We start from the raw sequence: 14,898 nt of genomic DNA on the forward strand, positions 1-14,898 counted from the left end.
CTAGCCCAAACGCCTATGCCGCGGTAAGGTAGGATGTTTTCGCGATAACCGGCATTCCTACAATCATCCGGGGCGCCCATGTTTTCAGACCACTCGTTTCATCTGCTGCGATCTGCAGCGCTTGTCGTGCTGCTGGGGGCGGCATCGACGGCATTTGCCGGCTCGTCGACGAGCCGGCAGCCGCTGATTCTCGACACGCAAGGCGGAATCAGCGACGGCCAGGGCGGCACCGTGCTGCAGACGGCACCGCTGTCGCACAGCCGCATCGTCGAGGCGCAGCCGATTGCCGCGCCTGAAGAGCTTCCCCCGCCCAACGGGGCGCCGCCTTACATCGTCGCGCCGTATATTCAGGTGCCGGGTGCATCGACCACTCCGTATCCCACACCGATACCGCAGCCGCGTCCGAGATACATACCGCATTCGCAGTAGGGCAGCTGCGTCGACGGGAAGCCAAAGCGCTCTCGCTATTCGGGTTTCGGCGCATGGCGTGCGCCGCTTCGTCCGATGACAATCGTTGCGCGATCATCGCTCGCCAGTATGCATTCCATGCGTCCTACGCAGCGAGACGAACAATTCGAACGGAACAGGAGGCGACGAATGCGTAATCTGGGGCTCCGCCATGCGGCGAGCGTGTGCGCGGCACTGCTCGTACTTGCGACGCAATCTGCCATCGCGAAGGACACGCCCGAAAAGCCAGCGCTCACAATGGCCGTCGGCGGCTTGCCGGGTCTCTACTATCTTCCTGTGCTGACCGCGTCCCAACTGGGCTTCTTCAAGGACGAGGGGCTCGATGTGACGCTCGAGGATTTCGCGGGCGGATCGAAGGCGCTGGAAGCGGTGGTCGGCGGAAGTGCCGATGTCGGCGCGGGCGCCTATGAGCACACCATCTTCATGCAGGCAAAAGGCCAGCACTATCGCGCGTTCGTGCTGATGGGCCGCGCGCCGCAGATCGCCGTTGCGGTGACGAAAAGCAAGGTCGATACGCTGAAATCGCTGGCCGATTTCAAAGGCGCGAAAGTGGGCGTCAGCGCGCCTGGTTCGTCGACCGATCTCGTGCTGACCGTCGCGCTGCGCAAGGCAGGCGTGCAACGCAACGAGATTTCAGTGATCGGCGTGGGAAGCGGCGCGACCGTGATATCCGCGGTGAGCAATGGGCAGGTCGATGCACTTTCGAACGTCGATCCGATGATGACGAAGCTGCAGCGCGCGGGCGATATCAAGATACTGGTCGATACGCGCACCGTGAAGGGCACGCAGGAAGTGTTCGGCGGAACGATGCCCGCGGCCACGTTGTACGCGTCGGACAGCTTCATCCAGAAAAATCCGAAGACGACTCAGGCCTTGGCGAACGCGATCGTACGCGCTGACCGCTGGCTTCAGACGGCGAGCGATGCCGACATCGTGAAGATGGTGCCAGCCGCGTATCTGCTCAACGACAAGGCGCTGTACATCGACGCCTTTCACAATGTCCGCGAAGCCTATTCGCCGGATGGCCTGATGCCTGCTGACGGTCCGCCGACGGCGCTGCGCGCGCTCGCTTCGTTCGATACGCGACTCGACGCGTCGAAGATCGATCTGAAATCGACCTACACGAACGACTTTGCGCGCAAGGCAGCCGAGCAGGTCAAGTAAGCCGTATGCTCAGTCGCCGCGATGTTCGATCTTGAACGTCGCGGCCTTGTCCTCGCCGAGCGTCGCGACGAGCCACGGCAATGTTTCCTTCAGCATTTTCGCCAGCGTGTAGGGCGGATTCAGGATGAACATGCCGCTGCCGAACAGTCCAAAGCCATCGCTAGGCGGATTGCTGACGGTCAACGAGACATGCAGCCAGTTCTTGTCCTGAAGCCGCTTCAACTGCTCGGGAAAACGCTGCGATTCCGGCCGTGTGACCTGCGGATACCAGACGGCATACGTGCCCGTCGCGAAACGCTTCAGACATTCTTCGACGCAAGTTAGTGTGCGCGCGTAATCGCGCTTGTCTTCATAAGAGGGATCGACGAGCACGAGCGCGCGGCGCGGCGCAGGCGGCAATAGTGCCTTGATACCGTCGAAGCCGTCGCCCGCGAACAGCATCGCGCGACGGCCCGCGTCGCGAAAGTTGTGACGCAGCACATCGATTTCAGTGCTGTGCAGTTCGAACAGACGCATCCGGTCCTGCTCGCGCATCAGGCGCCACGCGAGATATGGTGAACCGGGGTAGTAGCGCAACTCACCGTCGGGGTTCAGGGCCGACACTTCGTCGACGTACTCCGCCAGCATCGGCGGCAGGTCTTTGCGTTCCCACAGTCTCGCGATGCCCGTTTCGAACTCCGCTGTCTTGGTGGCGTAACCTTCCTTCAGCGAATAGACGCCGGCACCGGCGTGCGTGTCGATATACCAGTACGCCTTGTCCTTTTGTCCAAGATAGCGCAGCAACTGCACGACGACAGCGTGTTTCAGAACATCGGCGTGATTGCCTGCGTGAAAAGCGTGGCGGTAACTGAGCATGGCGATGGATGCGCTAATGAAGGAGCGGGGCGCGTATTGTACGCGACGGGGCGAGCGGAGCCGCCGCGCCAGCCAGGGCTGCATGTCCACCCGGCTCGCGCGGCATGTCGGCACTTACTGATAGCCGTCGCCGACGATCGCTTCGATCTTCTCCTTGATCTCCGGCGTGATCTGCTCGGCCACGTCCTTCGCCTTCATGTTTTCCGCGATCTGCTCGACGCGCGACGCGCCCGTGATGATTGTGCTGACGTTCGGATTGGTCAGGATCCACGCGAGCGCCAGTTGACCGACGGTGCAGCCGAGTTCGTCCGCGAGATCGCCTAGCTGGCCGACCACGTTGTTCTTGCCCGAGTCGGTCAATTCCTTGCGCAGCCAGTCGTAGCCCTGCAGTTCCGCGCGGCTGCCGGAGGGGATGCCGTTGCGGTATTTGCCCGTGAGCAGACCGGACGCGAGCGGACTCCATGTTGTCAGGCCCAGGCCGATGTCTTCATAGAGCCGTCGATATTCCTGCTCGACGCGTCGGCGATGGAAGAGGTTGTATTGCGGCTGCTCCATCACCGGTTTGTGCAGATGATGACGCTCGGCGATCTCGTACGCCGCGCGAATCTCGTCGGCGCTCCATTCGGACGTGCCCCAGTAGAGCGCTTTACCGCGCGTGATCATGTCGCTCATCGCCCACACCGTCTCTTCGACGGGCGTGTACGGGTCAGGACGATGACAGAACACGAGATCCACGTAATCGAGTTGCAGACGCTTGAGCGAGCTGTCGATCGCGTTCATCAGATACTTGCGGTTGAGCGTGTGATACTGGTTGGGCGCTTCGTTGAGTCCCCAGAAGAACTTTGTCGAAACGATATAGCTCACGCGCGGCCAGTTCAGTTCCTTCAGCGCTTCGCCCATGATCAGCTCGGACTTGCCGCCCGCATAGACCTCGGCGTTGTCGAAGAAATTCACGCCCGCGTCGCGCGCGGCCGCCAGTGATTCCCGAGCGGCGCTCCGATCCACCTGATTGCCATAAGTCACCCATGAGCCGATGGACAGCTCGCTGACTTGCAGGCCGGAGCGGCCGAGACGTCGGTAGTTCATCCACTTCTCCTTTTGTGAGTGTCGTAGCCGGAACCCCACACATTAATCCGAATCGGCAACTCGTGCCTTTGGGTGTGTAGTTCGCTTCCGTTCATGCACAATAGCGGAGTCGGCCGCAGTGCAGCAATCGACCGAACGGCATATGCCATTCAGCCAGCTTCACGATGCCTGCGCGCCATGTTGTCATTGCTCAATCAACTGCATGGAGGTTCTGGATGTCGTCATCGAATGAGAGTCTGAAAGGCAAGGTCGCCGTCGTCACGGGCGCGGCGAGCGGCATCGGCAAGCAGATCGCGTTGACGCTGTCGGCGGCGGGCGCGGCCGTCGCGATTGCGGACCTGAACCAGGACGGCGCGAATGCCGTGGCCGAAGAAATCAACAAGGCGGGCGGCAAGGCACTCGGCGTTGCAATGGACGTAACGAACGAAGACGCCGTCAACCAGGGCATCGACAAAGTGGCTGCCGAACTCGGCTCGGTGGACATCCTGATTTCGAACGCCGGCATCCAGATCGTTAATCCGATCGAAAACTACTCGTTCTCGGATTGGAAGAAGATGCAGGCCATCCACGTCGACGGCGCGTTCCTGACCACGAAGGCCGCGCTCAAGCACATGTACAAGGACGATCGCGGCGGCATCGTGATCTACATGGGCTCGGTGCACTCGCATGAAGCGTCGCCGCTGAAGTCGGCCTACGTGACGGCCAAGCATGCGCTGCTAGGTCTGTCGCGCGTGCTCGCGAAAGAAGGCGCGAAACATAACGTGCGCTCGCATGTCGTATGTCCGGGTTTCGTGCGCACGCCGCTCGTCGACAAGCAGATTCCCGAGCAGGCGAAGGAACTCGGCATCACCGAGGAAGAAGTGGTCCGGCGCGTGATGCTGGGCGGCACGGTGGACGGCATTTTCACCACGGTCGAAGACGTCGCGCAGACCGTGCTGTTCCTGTCGTCGTTCCCGACGGCCGCGCTCACGGGACAGTCGTTCATCGTCAGCCACGGCTGGTATATGCAATAACCGATGTAAAAAGCGAGGAGGTGATGATGGCGCAACGCGATTCACAACGTAGCGTGAAGCGGGCACGCGCCGGCGGTGCCGGTGCGGGAGAAAGCGAGCAGGCGGGCGCAGCGCCCGGCGTTCGCGCCAGTCATCACGCGGCGCTGCCTCAGTACGAAACCATCGCGCTGATGCTGCAAGGCGGCGGCGCGCTCGGCGCGTATCAGGCAGGCGTCTATCAGGGACTCGACGAGGCAGGCATCCTGCCCAACTGGCTGGCGGGCATTTCAATTGGCGCGCTGAACACGGCGATCATTGCGGGCAACGCGCCCGAAGATCGCGTCGAAAAGCTGCGCGAATTCTGGGAAACCATTTGCCAGCCGGCCTTTGGTCCGCCCGTGCCGCCTTCCATCGAGCAGGCGCTGTTCAATTCGAACGATACGGTACGCAAGGCATTTACCGCGATGCAGGCGGTCGGCGCGCTGGTCGACGGACAGAAGGGCTTTTTCACGCCGCGTTTTCCGCCGCCGTTGCCCGCAGTATCTGTTTCGCCGCAAAACGCGAGCTATTACGACACCACGCCGCTCAAGGCGACACTTGAACGGCTCTGCGACTTCGAACGGATCAATTCGAAGGACATGCATGTGTCGGTTGGCGCCGTGAATGTGCACACGGGCAACTTCGCCTATTTCGACAACATGCACACGACGTTGAAGCCCGAGCATTTCATGGCGTCGGGCGCGTTGCCTCCCGGTTTCGGCGCGGTCGAGATCGATGGCGAGTTTTACTGGGACGGCGGCCTGATGTCGAATACGCCGCTCTACCAGGTTGCGCAGGCCAGTCCGCGGCGCGATACGCTCGCGTTTCAGGTCGATTTGTGGAGTGCATTGGGACCGGTGCCGGACAATATCACCGACGTACAGGGACGTATGAAAGACGTCCAGTATTCGAGCCGCACGCGTCTCGTCACGGACATGATGCAGCACACGCAGCGCTTCAGGCATGTGCTGCGCGAAGTGCTCGAACGCGTATCGCCCGAACATCGCGACGACCCCTGGTGCCAGCTCGCCCAGGAACTGTCGTGCTCGAAGCGCTACAACATCCTGCATCTGATCTACCGCGACAAGGAATACGAAGGACACTACAAGGACTACCAGTTCGGCTTGTCGACAATGCAGCAGCACTGGGAAAGCGGGCTCGTCGACATCCGCAATTCGCTCGCGCAACCGGGGTGGCTCGACATGCCGCAGAACGACGCGGGATTCGTCACGCACGATATTCACCGCGACTTGCGTTGATCGTCCGCCAGCTTCACGGCATGAAAAAAGGCGCTCACGAGGAGCGCCTTTTCAATCGCGGGTCGGACGGCGATTTCGCGCCGTCATGCTCGCGACATTACTTCAGCACAGCGGCAACGGCGTTAGCCACGGCATCGAGGTTGCGCGTGTTCAGCGCAGCCACACAGATACGGCCCGTGCTGACGGCGTAGATGCCGAACTCTTCACGCAGACGCTCCACTTGCGGCGCCGTCAGGCCCGAGTACGAGAACATGCCGCGTTGTGCGTTGACGAAGCTGAAGTCGCGGTCGATGCCCGCTGCCTTCAGACGCTCGACGAGACCATTGCGCATCGCGCGGATGCGGTCGCGCATTTCGCCGAGTTCCGCTTCCCACGTCGCGCGCAGTTCCGGCGAGCCGAGCACGGCTGCGACGACGGCGCCGCCGTGCGTCGGCGGGTTCGAGTAGTTCGTGCGGATCACGCGCTTGAGTTGCGACAGCACGCGTGCTGCCTCTTCCTTGCTGCCCGTGACGATCGACAGCGCGCCGACGCGCTCGCCGTACAGCGAGAACGACTTCGAGAACGACGACGACACGAACACGTTCAGTTCCGATTGTGCGAAGAGGCGCACAGCAGCCGCGTCGGCGTCGATGCCGTCGCCGAAGCCCTGATACGCGATGTCGAGGAAGGGCACCAGTTCGCGCGCCTTCACGACTTCGACCACCTGCTTCCACTGGTCGACCGTCAGGTCGACGCCCGTCGGGTTGTGGCAGCACGCGTGCAGCACGACGACCGTGCCCGGCGCGTAGCTGTTGAGCGCCGACAGCATGCCTTCGAAGTTCACGCCATGCGTCGCTGCGTCGTAGTACGGGTACGAGACAACCTCGAAGCCCGCGCTTTCGAACAGCGCGCGGTGGTTTTCCCAGCTCGGATCGCTGATCGCGACCTTCGATGCCGGGTTGACGCGCTTCAGGAAGTCCGCGCCGATTTTCAGCGCGCCCGTGCCGCCCAGCGCCTGTGCCGTCACGACGCGGCCAGCGGCGATCAGCGGCGAATCGTTGCCGAGCAGCAGTTTCTGCACGGCTGCGTCATAGACGGCGATACCTTCAATGGGCAGATAGCCGCGCGGCAGCGCTGCATCGACGCGCGCCTTTTCTGCTTCGCGGACTGCGCGCAGCAGAGGAATCTTGCCTTCTTCATTGGTGTACACGCCCACGCCCAGATTGACCTTGGTGGTGCGCGTATCGGCGTTGAAAGCTTCGTTCAGGCCCAGAATCGGGTCGCGGGGAGCGAGTTCGACAGCGGAGAACAGAGACATGATGATTCGGCAGTAGTGAAAAGAGGGACGACTTCGGATGCTGCTAGGAACCGCATGCACCTTGAGGCAGTTGGGTTCGGAACTTGCGGCGGAATCTTGGCCCGGGTTCCGGTGACGCTTCTGACCAACGGCCGCGCTGGCGCGCAACGCGCCATTGTAACGAATCTCACCGGGGTTTTTGGCATTCGCCTAGCCGGCGGGCGGATTAATTTGCAATGAAAACAGCGATCTGGCGATGTTTTCGCGCTGCCGTCGCGCCCGTTTCGGCGTCGCGGCGGACAGGTCCGGGCAGTATCCGCGACGCCCGGCGAGCCCTCAGCCCGCCCGTTCGCAAAACGCTAGAATAGTCGTTTGCTCCCGGCCGAGGTGTCGCTTCCATGTCCGAACATCATCTGAGTGAAGTCCAAGACGCTCTCGACGAATCCAAATTCGTGACGTATGAGGGCTCACCGTTCCGGCTCTATCAACCGTATCCGCCCGCGGGTGACCAGCCGACGGCGATCGAGACGCTCGTCGAAGGCGTCGAGGACGGGCTGTCGTTCCAGACGCTGCTCGGCGTGACGGGCTCCGGCAAGACCTACACGATGGCGAACACGATCGCGCGGCTGGGCCGGCCGGCCATCGTCTTCGCGCCGAACAAAACGCTCGCCGCGCAGTTGTACGCGGAGTTTCGCGAGTTTTTCCCGCGCAACGCCGTCGAGTACTTCGTCTCGTATTACGACTACTACCAGCCGGAAGCGTATGTGCCGCAGCGCGACCTGTTCATCGAGAAAGACTCGTCGATCAACGAGCACATCGAGCAGATGCGCCTGTCGGCCACGAAGAGTCTGATGGAGCGGCGCGATGTCGTGATCGTCGCGACGGTGTCCGCGATCTACGGTATCGGGAATCCGTCGGAATATCACCAGATGATTCTGACGCTGCGTACGGGCGACAAGATGGGGCAGCGCGACATCATCACGCGTCTGATTGCGATGCAGTACAGCCGCAACGAAGCCGATTTCCAACGCGGATCCTTCCGGGTGCGTGGCGACACGATCGATATTTTCCCGGCGGAGCATGCGGAAATGGCGGTGCGCGTCGAACTGTTCGATGACGAGATTGATACGCTTCAACTGTTCGATCCGCTGACGGGGCGTGTGCGTCAGAAGATTCCGCGTTTCACGGTCTATCCGTCGTCGCACTATGTGACGCCGCGTGAGACGGTAATGCGCGCGGTTGAGACGATCAAGGCTGAACTCCGAGACCGTCTTGAGTTCTTCTATCAGGACGGCAAGCTCGTCGAAGCGCAGCGGCTCGAGCAGCGCACGCGCTTCGATCTGGAGATGCTGCAGGAGCTGGGCTTCTGCAAGGGTATCGAGAACTACTCGCGGCACTTCTCGGGCGCCGCACCGGGCGAGCCGCCGCCGACGCTCGTCGACTATCTGCCGACGGATGCCATGATGTTCCTCGACGAGTCGCACGTGCTGATCGGCCAGTTGAACGGCATGTACAACGGCGACCGCGCGCGTAAGGAAAATCTCGTCGACTATGGCTTCCGGCTGCCGTCCGCGCTCGACAACCGGCCGCTCAAGTTCAACGAATTCGAACGCAAGATGCGCCAGGTCGTGTTCGTATCGGCGACACCCGCTGATTACGAGAAAAAGACGGCGGGGCAGGTGGCGGAGCAGGTCGTGCGTCCGACGGGCCTCGTCGATCCGGAAATCGATGTGCGGCCGGCGCGCACGCAGGTCGACGACGTGCTGGCCGAAATCAACGAGCGCGTGGCCGCGGGCGACCGCGTGCTCGTCACGGTGCTGACCAAGCGGATGGCCGAGCAACTGACCGAATTTCTCGCCGATCACGGAGTGAAGGTGCGCTATCTGCACAGCGACATCGATACCGTCGAGCGCGTCGAAATCATCCGTGACCTGCGGCTCGGCACGTTCGACGTGCTGGTCGGTATCAACCTGCTGCGTGAAGGTCTGGACATTCCCGAAGTCTCGCTGGTCGCGATTCTCGATGCCGACAAGGAAGGCTTCCTGCGCGCCGAGCGCTCGCTGATCCAGACGATCGGCCGTGCCGCGCGTAACGTGAACGGCAAGGCGATTCTTTACGCGGACAAGATCACGGATTCGATGAAGCGCGCGATCGACGAAACCGAGCGACGGCGCGCGAAGCAGATGGCCTTCAACGAGGAGCGTGGCATCGTGCCGCGCGGCGTGGTCAAGCGGATCAAGGACATCATTGACGGCGTCTATAACGTCGACGAAGCGCGCGCCGAACTGAAGGAGCAGCAGGTTCGTGCGAAGTTCGAAGACATGTCTGAAAAGCAGCTCGCCAAGGAGCTGAAGCGGCTTGAGAAGCAGATGATGGAGCACGCGAAAAATCTCGAATTCGAAAAGGCGGCTCAGATGCGGGATCAGCTCGCTCTGCTTCGCCAGCGCGTGTTCGGCGCAAATGTCGGCGATCATCTGACGGGTACGGACTAGGCGGCTTGCGCGAACGGCATCGTGCGCGGCGCATCGCCGCCGCGCACGTCGGCCGTTCTTCGCAATGCACACTGCGGCCATTCCGAAAACTGCCCTTAAGCTTCCCGTAAGACCCTGTTGCAGCAAGGCTTTCGAGGTTTCCACATTTGTTCTTCCCCTTGAACAGTGATAAACTGATTCAAGTATTGAGAATGGTTCGCATTACCGTTCGTTACTGCTTTCGCACTTGCGATAGCCATATCGGATGGTTCGCGAAAGACGGGAAGAACACGCGCATGCGAGACCTCTTCAACGCGCCTTTCCGAAGTCTGCTTTTCGTTGCATCAGTCTAAAGAAATCAAAGGAGTTTCAATGCGCGTTTCGTCAATCTTGAGCGGCGGTGTAGCTGCCCTCGCTGCCGTTGCCGCCCTGTCGGCGTCGGCCGCTGAATATCCGATCGGCAAGCAGCAGATCCAGGGCGGGATGGAAATCGGCGCCGTGTATCTGCAGCCGATCACGATGGATCCGGAAGGCATGATGCGCAAAGCCTCGGATTCCGATATCCATCTGGAAGCTGACATCCACGCAGTCAAGAAGAATCCGACGGGATTCGCAGAAGGCGACTGGATGCCTTATCTGCAAGTGCGCTACGAACTGACGAAGCAAGGTTCGAGCTACGACCAGAAGGGCGACCTGATGGCAATGGTGGCCGATGACGGTCCGCACTACGGCGATAACGTCAAGCTCGCGGGTCCGGGCAAGTACCACCTGAAGTTGATCGTCGAACCGCCGATGCAAACCGGCCACATGGCATTCGGCCGTCACGTCGACAAGGAAACGGGCGTGGGTCCGTGGTTCAAGCCGATCACGCTCGATTACGACTTCACGTTCGCGGGCATTGGCAAGAAGGGCGGTTACTGATCGTCATCGATCGCATCGCGATCACTGGCTGTTGAGAACAGAAGTAGTCAGCGGCGCGTAAGAGCGCGCCGCATTTTCAGGAAGGCTGCATGAGAGTGAACAGGAAGATTACCGTTTTCGCGATGGCGGCATCGTTGATCGGCTTCGCGCACGCTGCCGAAGAAGCCGTGACGTTCAAGCTGGAAATGACGGACGGCAAGCTGACGCCCGCGCGTATCGAAGTGCCCGCGGGCAAGCGTATCCGTATCGAAGTGAAGAATACGGGTAAGGGCGCGGCGGAATTCGAGAGCGTCGAGTTGCGCAAGGAAAAGGTTCTGGCGCCGGGCGCTGAATCGGTGGTCGTGATCGCGCCACTCGATCCCGGCACCTACAAGTTCTTCGATGATTTTCATCAGCAGGCGCAGGGCGTGATCGTCGCCAAGTGACGTCGCGGCAATACGAGTCGTAATTCGGACGCGCGGCGTCCACTGAGGTAGCTGGAGGTTTCGATGGGTCAGGTAGTGTTCATCGTATGGCGGGAAAGCGTCGAGGCGCTGCTCGTCGTCGGCATTCTGTACGCGTGGCTGAAGAACGGCGACCAGCAGGCACGCCGCGGGCTGCCGTATCTGTGGGCGGGCGTTGCCGTCGGCATTCTGGCCGCGATCGGCCTGGGCGCGGCGCTGGTCGGCTTCACCGAGGTGCTGTCGGGCGATGCGCAAGATTATTTTCAGACCGCGATGGTGTTGATCGCATGCGTTCTGATCGTGCAGATGGTGATCTGGATGAAGTCGCATGGGCGCACGCTCAAGCGCGACATGGAACAGTCGCTGAAGAAGAGCACGCAGAGCGCGAGCTGGTGGAGCATCGCCGTGCTGGTCGCGCTGGCCATCGCGCGTGAAGGCAGCGAGACGGTGATCTTCCTGTACGGCCTCGGCTTCGGCCAGTCGGGCCATGTCGAGACGAGCCAGATCGTGGCCGTGCTGATCGGCCTCGCGCTTGCGTTTGCAACGTTCTACGTGCTGCAGCTGGGCGGCAAGATTTTCTCGTGGCGGCTCTTTTTCCGCATCACCGAAATCATGCTGCTGTTCCTCGGCGCGGGCCTGTTCCAGACGGGCGTCGACAAGCTGATCGACAAGGAAATCCTGCCGACCATCGTCGACCGCGTGTGGAACACGTCGATGATCCTCGACGACTCGAGCACGTTCGGTTCGCTGGTGGCGACGCTCACCGGGTATCGCGCGCATCCCGCGTTGATGAACCTGATCACGTATGCGCTGTACTGGGCCGTCGTGTGGTTCCTGCTCCGCCGTTCGACGCGCGCGCCGGCGCAGCAGACAGCAGGGCGCGCGGCATGAGCAGTGCAGTTGCATATGGCCGCAGCCGGCTTGCAGAAGTCGGCCACTGGATGCAGCGCCACGGCGCTGTCATCCGCGGCATCCAGTGGGTCGTCGTTGCCGTCTACGCGTTTCTGATTCTCGTGCCCGCGTTCACCGAACTGCCGGGCGATACCGCGCATCTGTGGAACAACCTGACGCTGGCCGCGCAGTTCGTGTTCTGGGGCATCTGGTGGCCGTTCGTGCTGCTATCGATGGTCATGCTCGGACGCGTGTGGTGCGGCGTGCTGTGCCCCGAAGGCGCGCTCGCGGAGTTCGCGAGCAAATACGGACGAGGCTGGGCGATTCCGCGTTGGATGCGCTGGGGTGGCTGGCCATTCGTCGCATTCGGTCTGACGACGATCTACGGCCAGATGGTCAGCGTCTATCAATATCCGAAAGCCGTCTTACTGGTGCTAGGCGGATCGACCTTCGCCGCGATCGTCATCGGATTCTTATACGGCCGAGAGAAGCGCGTCTGGTGTAAGTATCTGTGCCCCGTCAACGGGGTTTTTTCGCTTTTGGCGCGTCTCGCGCCGTTCCACTACAAGGTCGACGAAGACGCATGGCGCCGCTCGTACAAGGAAGGCGAACACGGACATCGCGTGATCCCGATCAATTGCGCGCCGCTCGTGCCGTTGCGGAACATGAAGGGCGCGTCGTCGTGCCATATGTGCGGGCGTTGCAGCGGACACCGCGACGCGATCGCGCTGACGTGGCGCAAGCCCTCGTCGGAAGTCGTGAACCTCGGCGACAAGCAGGCGAGCGCGTGGGATACGGCGCTGATTCTCTACGGCCTGCTCGGCATCGCGATCGGCGCATTCCACTGGACGGGCTCGCCGTGGTTCATCGACGTCAAGCAGTCGCTCGCGACGTGGCTGATCGATCACGACATCATGTGGCCGCTCGACACGAACGCGCCGTGGTTCCTGTTCACGCATTATCCCGAACAGAACGACGTGTTCTCGTGGCTCGATGGCACGATGATCATTGCCTACATCCTTGCCACGGGCGCCGTCTACGGCACGGCGCTGCTCGCGCTGCTGGCGGGCGCGACGCGCGTGCTGGGCCGCTTTGACACGACACGTCTGCATCATCTCGCCCAGGCGCTGATTCCCATTGCGGGCACGGGCGTGTTTCTCGGCCTGTCGGCGACGACGCTGTCGCTGCTCAAGGCCGAGCACGTGCCGCTCGACTGGGCGTCGGACGTGCGCATCGCGATTCTCGTGATCGCGAACGCGTGGAGCGCGTGGCTCGCGTGGCTCGTGACGCGCCGGTATTCGGCACGGGTTTTCCAGCGCGGGCTGTCGATGGTATGGTTCATGACTGCACTGGCCGTCGTCGATAGCGCGTGGTGGCTGATGTTCTGGTACTGGCCGGCACACTGATCGGCGGCGCGCCGCGTACTGACTACGCGAGGCGCCCGTGAGAACCAAACCCGTATTGACCGACGAAGACGTCCGGACCATCGCTGCCGCAGCGCAAGCGCATGCGGCAGCGAATCACTGGTCCGTCACTGTCGCCATCCTCGACGATGGCGGCCATCTCCTGCATCTGCATCGAATGGACGGCGCTGCGCCCAGCACGGTCGACATGGCGACCGCGAAAGGGCGCACGGCGGCGCTCGGGCGCCGCGAGACCAAGGTCTACGAAGACATCATCAAGCAAGGGCGCATCGCGTTTCTGAGCGCGCCGCTCGCGGCGATGGTGGAGGGCGGCGTGCCCATCGTCGTGGAAGGCGAGACGGTGGGCGCAATCGGCGTGTCGGGCGTGAAGTCCGAGCAGGATACGGCGATTGCGCGCGCGGGCATCGCGGCGCTCGAATTGCGCTGACGCGGCGTCGAATAGAAAAAGCCGTGCAGATGATTCATCCGCACGGCTTCGTTTCCGTCATTCGTCAAACGCCGCGCAATTCATGCGCACACGTCGTGGTGAGAACCAAAAAAAGCGGCGTGGCTGGCTTCGACGGCTGGCTTGGTGTTTGCACGAAGGGGTCTAGATCTCGCGTGCAAGCCGTCGTGGCTGGCTAGTGCCCAACACCTCTCTGGGAGGTGGTCCCCACAATACCCGGTACTACTGCATCCTCACTTCGTCAGAATCAGCTTGCCCAATCGCGTGGCGCGCAGCTGATACGTCTCCCCGTTATGCACGATGCTCACATGGCTGCGGCCCTGAAGCAGCGCGTCGCTGCGCAGCACGCGGTCGGACGATTCGGCAGTTTGCGCTGCGTTGCCGCCCGTCTGGCGTTCCGCAGGCGCCGTCGTCGCCGATTTGGCGGGGCGGCTGGTCGTCAATGCCGCTGCTGCGGGGCGGCGCAGGCTGAGCGTGGAAGAGCGCGTCATGTTCGTCATGCTTGCCGTTAGTGTTCGTCGATTCGTTAGATTGATTCTAAATGATAACCATTCCCATTTACAAGGTTGAGAAATTAATCGATCCGAGATTTTGATAGGTGAGGGGATGCGCCGACCGAGGCACGGTCGGCGCGCAGGCAATTAGTGCAACTGGTCAGGCGTATTGCGCGCGCTGACGTATTGGCGGATCAGGCGGACGGTGTCGATGTCCGACTCGCGATATGCCGATTTCACGATCTCTTCCGTCTGATGCGCATCGGGATCGCCATTGTCGTCGGCGGAGGGCAGGCTCGTTTTGTACTCGAAGCGCAGAAACAGCTGCAGTTCGTCGGGCTGCTCGATGGTCATGGTCAGCGAGCCGCCGACGTAGTCCGCCGTTGCATTGATGTCGTAGCGCACGCTCTGTTGAGGCGTGAGCGTGACGTGATCGCGCACGGTCGCATGGCCATAGTGCAGCTCGCGCTCCAGCGTACTTTCGGTGCGCGACAGGATCGAGCAGCTGTCGAGTCCCATCACGAACAACTGCGGCTGCTCGGCGCGCAGCACGAGGCCTTCCCACAGCTGTTCGCGCGTCATCGTTTCGACGAGCGGATTGAGCGGATCGTTGATCTGAATGAGATGTTCGAAGTTCAAGACGGCAGCTTCCTCTTAAAGCTCAAGGTTC

The 14,898-nt window shown here is 61.7% G+C and carries 15 protein-coding genes; 10 read left to right on the forward strand and 5 right to left on the reverse strand.

The genetic code is table 11. The features are described from left to right. The first annotated feature begins 78 nt into the window (after nucleotides 1-78). Entirely contained in the window at nucleotides 79-429 is a 351-nt protein-coding gene (locus tag FRZ40_RS00980) for a hypothetical protein (RefSeq protein WP_147233014.1), read from the forward strand. A gap of 168 nt (nucleotides 430-597) precedes the next feature. Further along, on the forward strand, nucleotides 598-1,632 hold the full coding sequence (locus FRZ40_RS00985; RefSeq protein ID WP_028369718.1) for an ABC transporter substrate-binding protein: 1,035 nt from the start codon (nucleotides 598-600) through the stop codon (nucleotides 1,630-1,632). A gap of 9 nt (nucleotides 1,633-1,641) precedes the next feature. On the opposite strand, the gene FRZ40_RS00990 is transcribed toward FRZ40_RS00985, so the two are convergent. Together FRZ40_RS00990 and FRZ40_RS00995 are read right to left on the reverse strand one after the other, a co-directional pair. Next, nucleotides 1,642-2,487 carry a 23S rRNA (adenine(2030)-N(6))-methyltransferase RlmJ gene (locus tag FRZ40_RS00990; protein ID WP_147233015.1) on the reverse strand — a complete coding sequence of 282 codons (846 nt, stop codon included), beginning with the start codon at nucleotides 2,485-2,487 and terminating at the stop codon, nucleotides 1,642-1,644. Nucleotides 2,488-2,601: 114 nt separating this feature from the next. Then, nucleotides 2,602-3,573 (reverse strand): potassium channel beta subunit family protein, encoded by a 972-nt coding sequence (locus tag FRZ40_RS00995; protein ID WP_147233016.1) that lies wholly within the window; start codon nucleotides 3,571-3,573, stop codon nucleotides 2,602-2,604. Between the two features lie 215 nt (nucleotides 3,574-3,788). Between FRZ40_RS00995 and FRZ40_RS01000 the strand changes: the two genes are divergently transcribed. Beyond that, a complete protein-coding gene (locus FRZ40_RS01000; RefSeq protein ID WP_028369721.1) occupies nucleotides 3,789-4,586 on the forward strand; it encodes a 3-hydroxybutyrate dehydrogenase in 798 nt (265 codons plus the stop codon). Between the two features lie 26 nt (nucleotides 4,587-4,612). Next, nucleotides 4,613-5,863: a DUF3734 domain-containing protein gene (locus FRZ40_RS01005; RefSeq protein ID WP_028369722.1), complete on the forward strand. Its 1,251-nt coding sequence runs from the start codon at nucleotides 4,613-4,615 to the stop codon at nucleotides 5,861-5,863. A gap of 97 nt (nucleotides 5,864-5,960) precedes the next feature. Here FRZ40_RS01005 and FRZ40_RS01010 read toward each other — a convergent pair whose 3' ends face one another. Continuing rightward, nucleotides 5,961-7,160 (reverse strand): amino acid aminotransferase, encoded by a 1,200-nt coding sequence (locus FRZ40_RS01010; protein ID WP_147233017.1) that lies wholly within the window; start codon nucleotides 7,158-7,160, stop codon nucleotides 5,961-5,963. A gap of 377 nt (nucleotides 7,161-7,537) precedes the next feature. On the opposite strand from FRZ40_RS01010, the gene uvrB reads away from it, so the two are divergent. From uvrB to FRZ40_RS01040, 6 genes are all read left to right on the forward strand, one after another. After that, on the forward strand, nucleotides 7,538-9,631 hold the full coding sequence (gene uvrB / locus FRZ40_RS01015) for an excinuclease ABC subunit UvrB (protein ID WP_028369724.1): 2,094 nt from the start codon (nucleotides 7,538-7,540) through the stop codon (nucleotides 9,629-9,631). A gap of 351 nt (nucleotides 9,632-9,982) precedes the next feature. Next, complete coding sequence (locus FRZ40_RS01020) at nucleotides 9,983-10,531, forward strand: iron transporter (RefSeq protein WP_028369725.1); 549 nt, start codon at nucleotides 9,983-9,985, stop codon at nucleotides 10,529-10,531. Between the two features lie 89 nt (nucleotides 10,532-10,620). Continuing rightward, nucleotides 10,621-10,956: a cupredoxin domain-containing protein gene (locus tag FRZ40_RS01025; RefSeq protein ID WP_028369726.1), complete on the forward strand. Its 336-nt coding sequence runs from the start codon at nucleotides 10,621-10,623 to the stop codon at nucleotides 10,954-10,956. Nucleotides 10,957-11,019: 63 nt separating this feature from the next. Next, the gene (locus FRZ40_RS01030) at nucleotides 11,020-11,865 is read left to right on the forward strand and encodes an FTR1 family iron permease (RefSeq protein WP_147233018.1); all 846 of its coding nucleotides are present in this window, start codon (nucleotides 11,020-11,022) and stop codon (nucleotides 11,863-11,865) included. Continuing rightward, complete coding sequence (locus tag FRZ40_RS01035) at nucleotides 11,862-13,271, forward strand: 4Fe-4S binding protein (RefSeq protein ID WP_147233019.1); 1,410 nt, start codon at nucleotides 11,862-11,864, stop codon at nucleotides 13,269-13,271. Before FRZ40_RS01030 ends, FRZ40_RS01035 begins: the two co-directional genes overlap by 4 nt. Nucleotides 13,272-13,308: 37 nt before the next feature. Then, nucleotides 13,309-13,716, forward strand: coding sequence for a GlcG/HbpS family heme-binding protein (locus tag FRZ40_RS01040; protein WP_028369729.1), 408 nt, complete (start codon nucleotides 13,309-13,311; stop codon nucleotides 13,714-13,716). 251 nt (nucleotides 13,717-13,967) lie between these two features. On the opposite strand, the gene hemP is transcribed toward FRZ40_RS01040, so the two are convergent. Together hemP and FRZ40_RS01050 are read right to left on the reverse strand one after the other, a co-directional pair. Next, a complete protein-coding gene (gene hemP / locus FRZ40_RS01045) occupies nucleotides 13,968-14,234 on the reverse strand; it encodes a hemin uptake protein HemP (RefSeq protein WP_028369730.1) in 267 nt (88 codons plus the stop codon). A 141-nt stretch (nucleotides 14,235-14,375) separates the two neighbouring features. Beyond that, entirely contained in the window at nucleotides 14,376-14,867 is a 492-nt protein-coding gene (locus FRZ40_RS01050; RefSeq protein WP_028369731.1) for an SRPBCC family protein, read from the reverse strand. Between the last annotated feature and the right edge of the window lie 31 nt (nucleotides 14,868-14,898).

This window comes from Paraburkholderia azotifigens, from assembly GCF_007995085.1.
Lineage (GTDB): Bacteria > Pseudomonadota > Gammaproteobacteria > Burkholderiales > Burkholderiaceae > Paraburkholderia > Paraburkholderia azotifigens.

What these genes read in the sequence shown, in the direction of transcription:
- FRZ40_RS00980 (WP_147233014.1), top strand. Translation starts at nt 79, where the DNA reads ATGTTTTCAGACCACTCGTTTCATCTGCTGCGATCTGCAGCGCTTGTC.
- FRZ40_RS00985 (WP_028369718.1), top strand. Translation starts at nt 598, where the DNA reads ATGCGTAATCTGGGGCTCCGCCATGCGGCGAGCGTGTGCGCGGCACTG.
- FRZ40_RS00990 (WP_147233015.1), bottom strand. Translation starts at nt 2,487, where the DNA reads ATGCTCAGTTACCGCCACGCTTTTCACGCAGGCAATCACGCCGATGTT.
- FRZ40_RS00995 (WP_147233016.1), bottom strand. Translation starts at nt 3,573, where the DNA reads ATGAACTACCGACGTCTCGGCCGCTCCGGCCTGCAAGTCAGCGAGCTG.
- FRZ40_RS01000 (WP_028369721.1), top strand. Translation starts at nt 3,789, where the DNA reads ATGTCGTCATCGAATGAGAGTCTGAAAGGCAAGGTCGCCGTCGTCACG.
- FRZ40_RS01005 (WP_028369722.1), top strand. Translation starts at nt 4,613, where the DNA reads ATGGCGCAACGCGATTCACAACGTAGCGTGAAGCGGGCACGCGCCGGC.
- FRZ40_RS01010 (WP_147233017.1), bottom strand. Translation starts at nt 7,160, where the DNA reads ATGTCTCTGTTCTCCGCTGTCGAACTCGCTCCCCGCGACCCGATTCTG.
- uvrB (WP_028369724.1), top strand. Translation starts at nt 7,538, where the DNA reads ATGTCCGAACATCATCTGAGTGAAGTCCAAGACGCTCTCGACGAATCC.
- FRZ40_RS01020 (WP_028369725.1), top strand. Translation starts at nt 9,983, where the DNA reads ATGCGCGTTTCGTCAATCTTGAGCGGCGGTGTAGCTGCCCTCGCTGCC.
- FRZ40_RS01025 (WP_028369726.1), top strand. Translation starts at nt 10,621, where the DNA reads ATGAGAGTGAACAGGAAGATTACCGTTTTCGCGATGGCGGCATCGTTG.
- FRZ40_RS01030 (WP_147233018.1), top strand. Translation starts at nt 11,020, where the DNA reads ATGGGTCAGGTAGTGTTCATCGTATGGCGGGAAAGCGTCGAGGCGCTG.
- FRZ40_RS01035 (WP_147233019.1), top strand. Translation starts at nt 11,862, where the DNA reads ATGAGCAGTGCAGTTGCATATGGCCGCAGCCGGCTTGCAGAAGTCGGC.
- hemP (WP_028369730.1), bottom strand. Translation starts at nt 14,234, where the DNA reads ATGACGAACATGACGCGCTCTTCCACGCTCAGCCTGCGCCGCCCCGCA.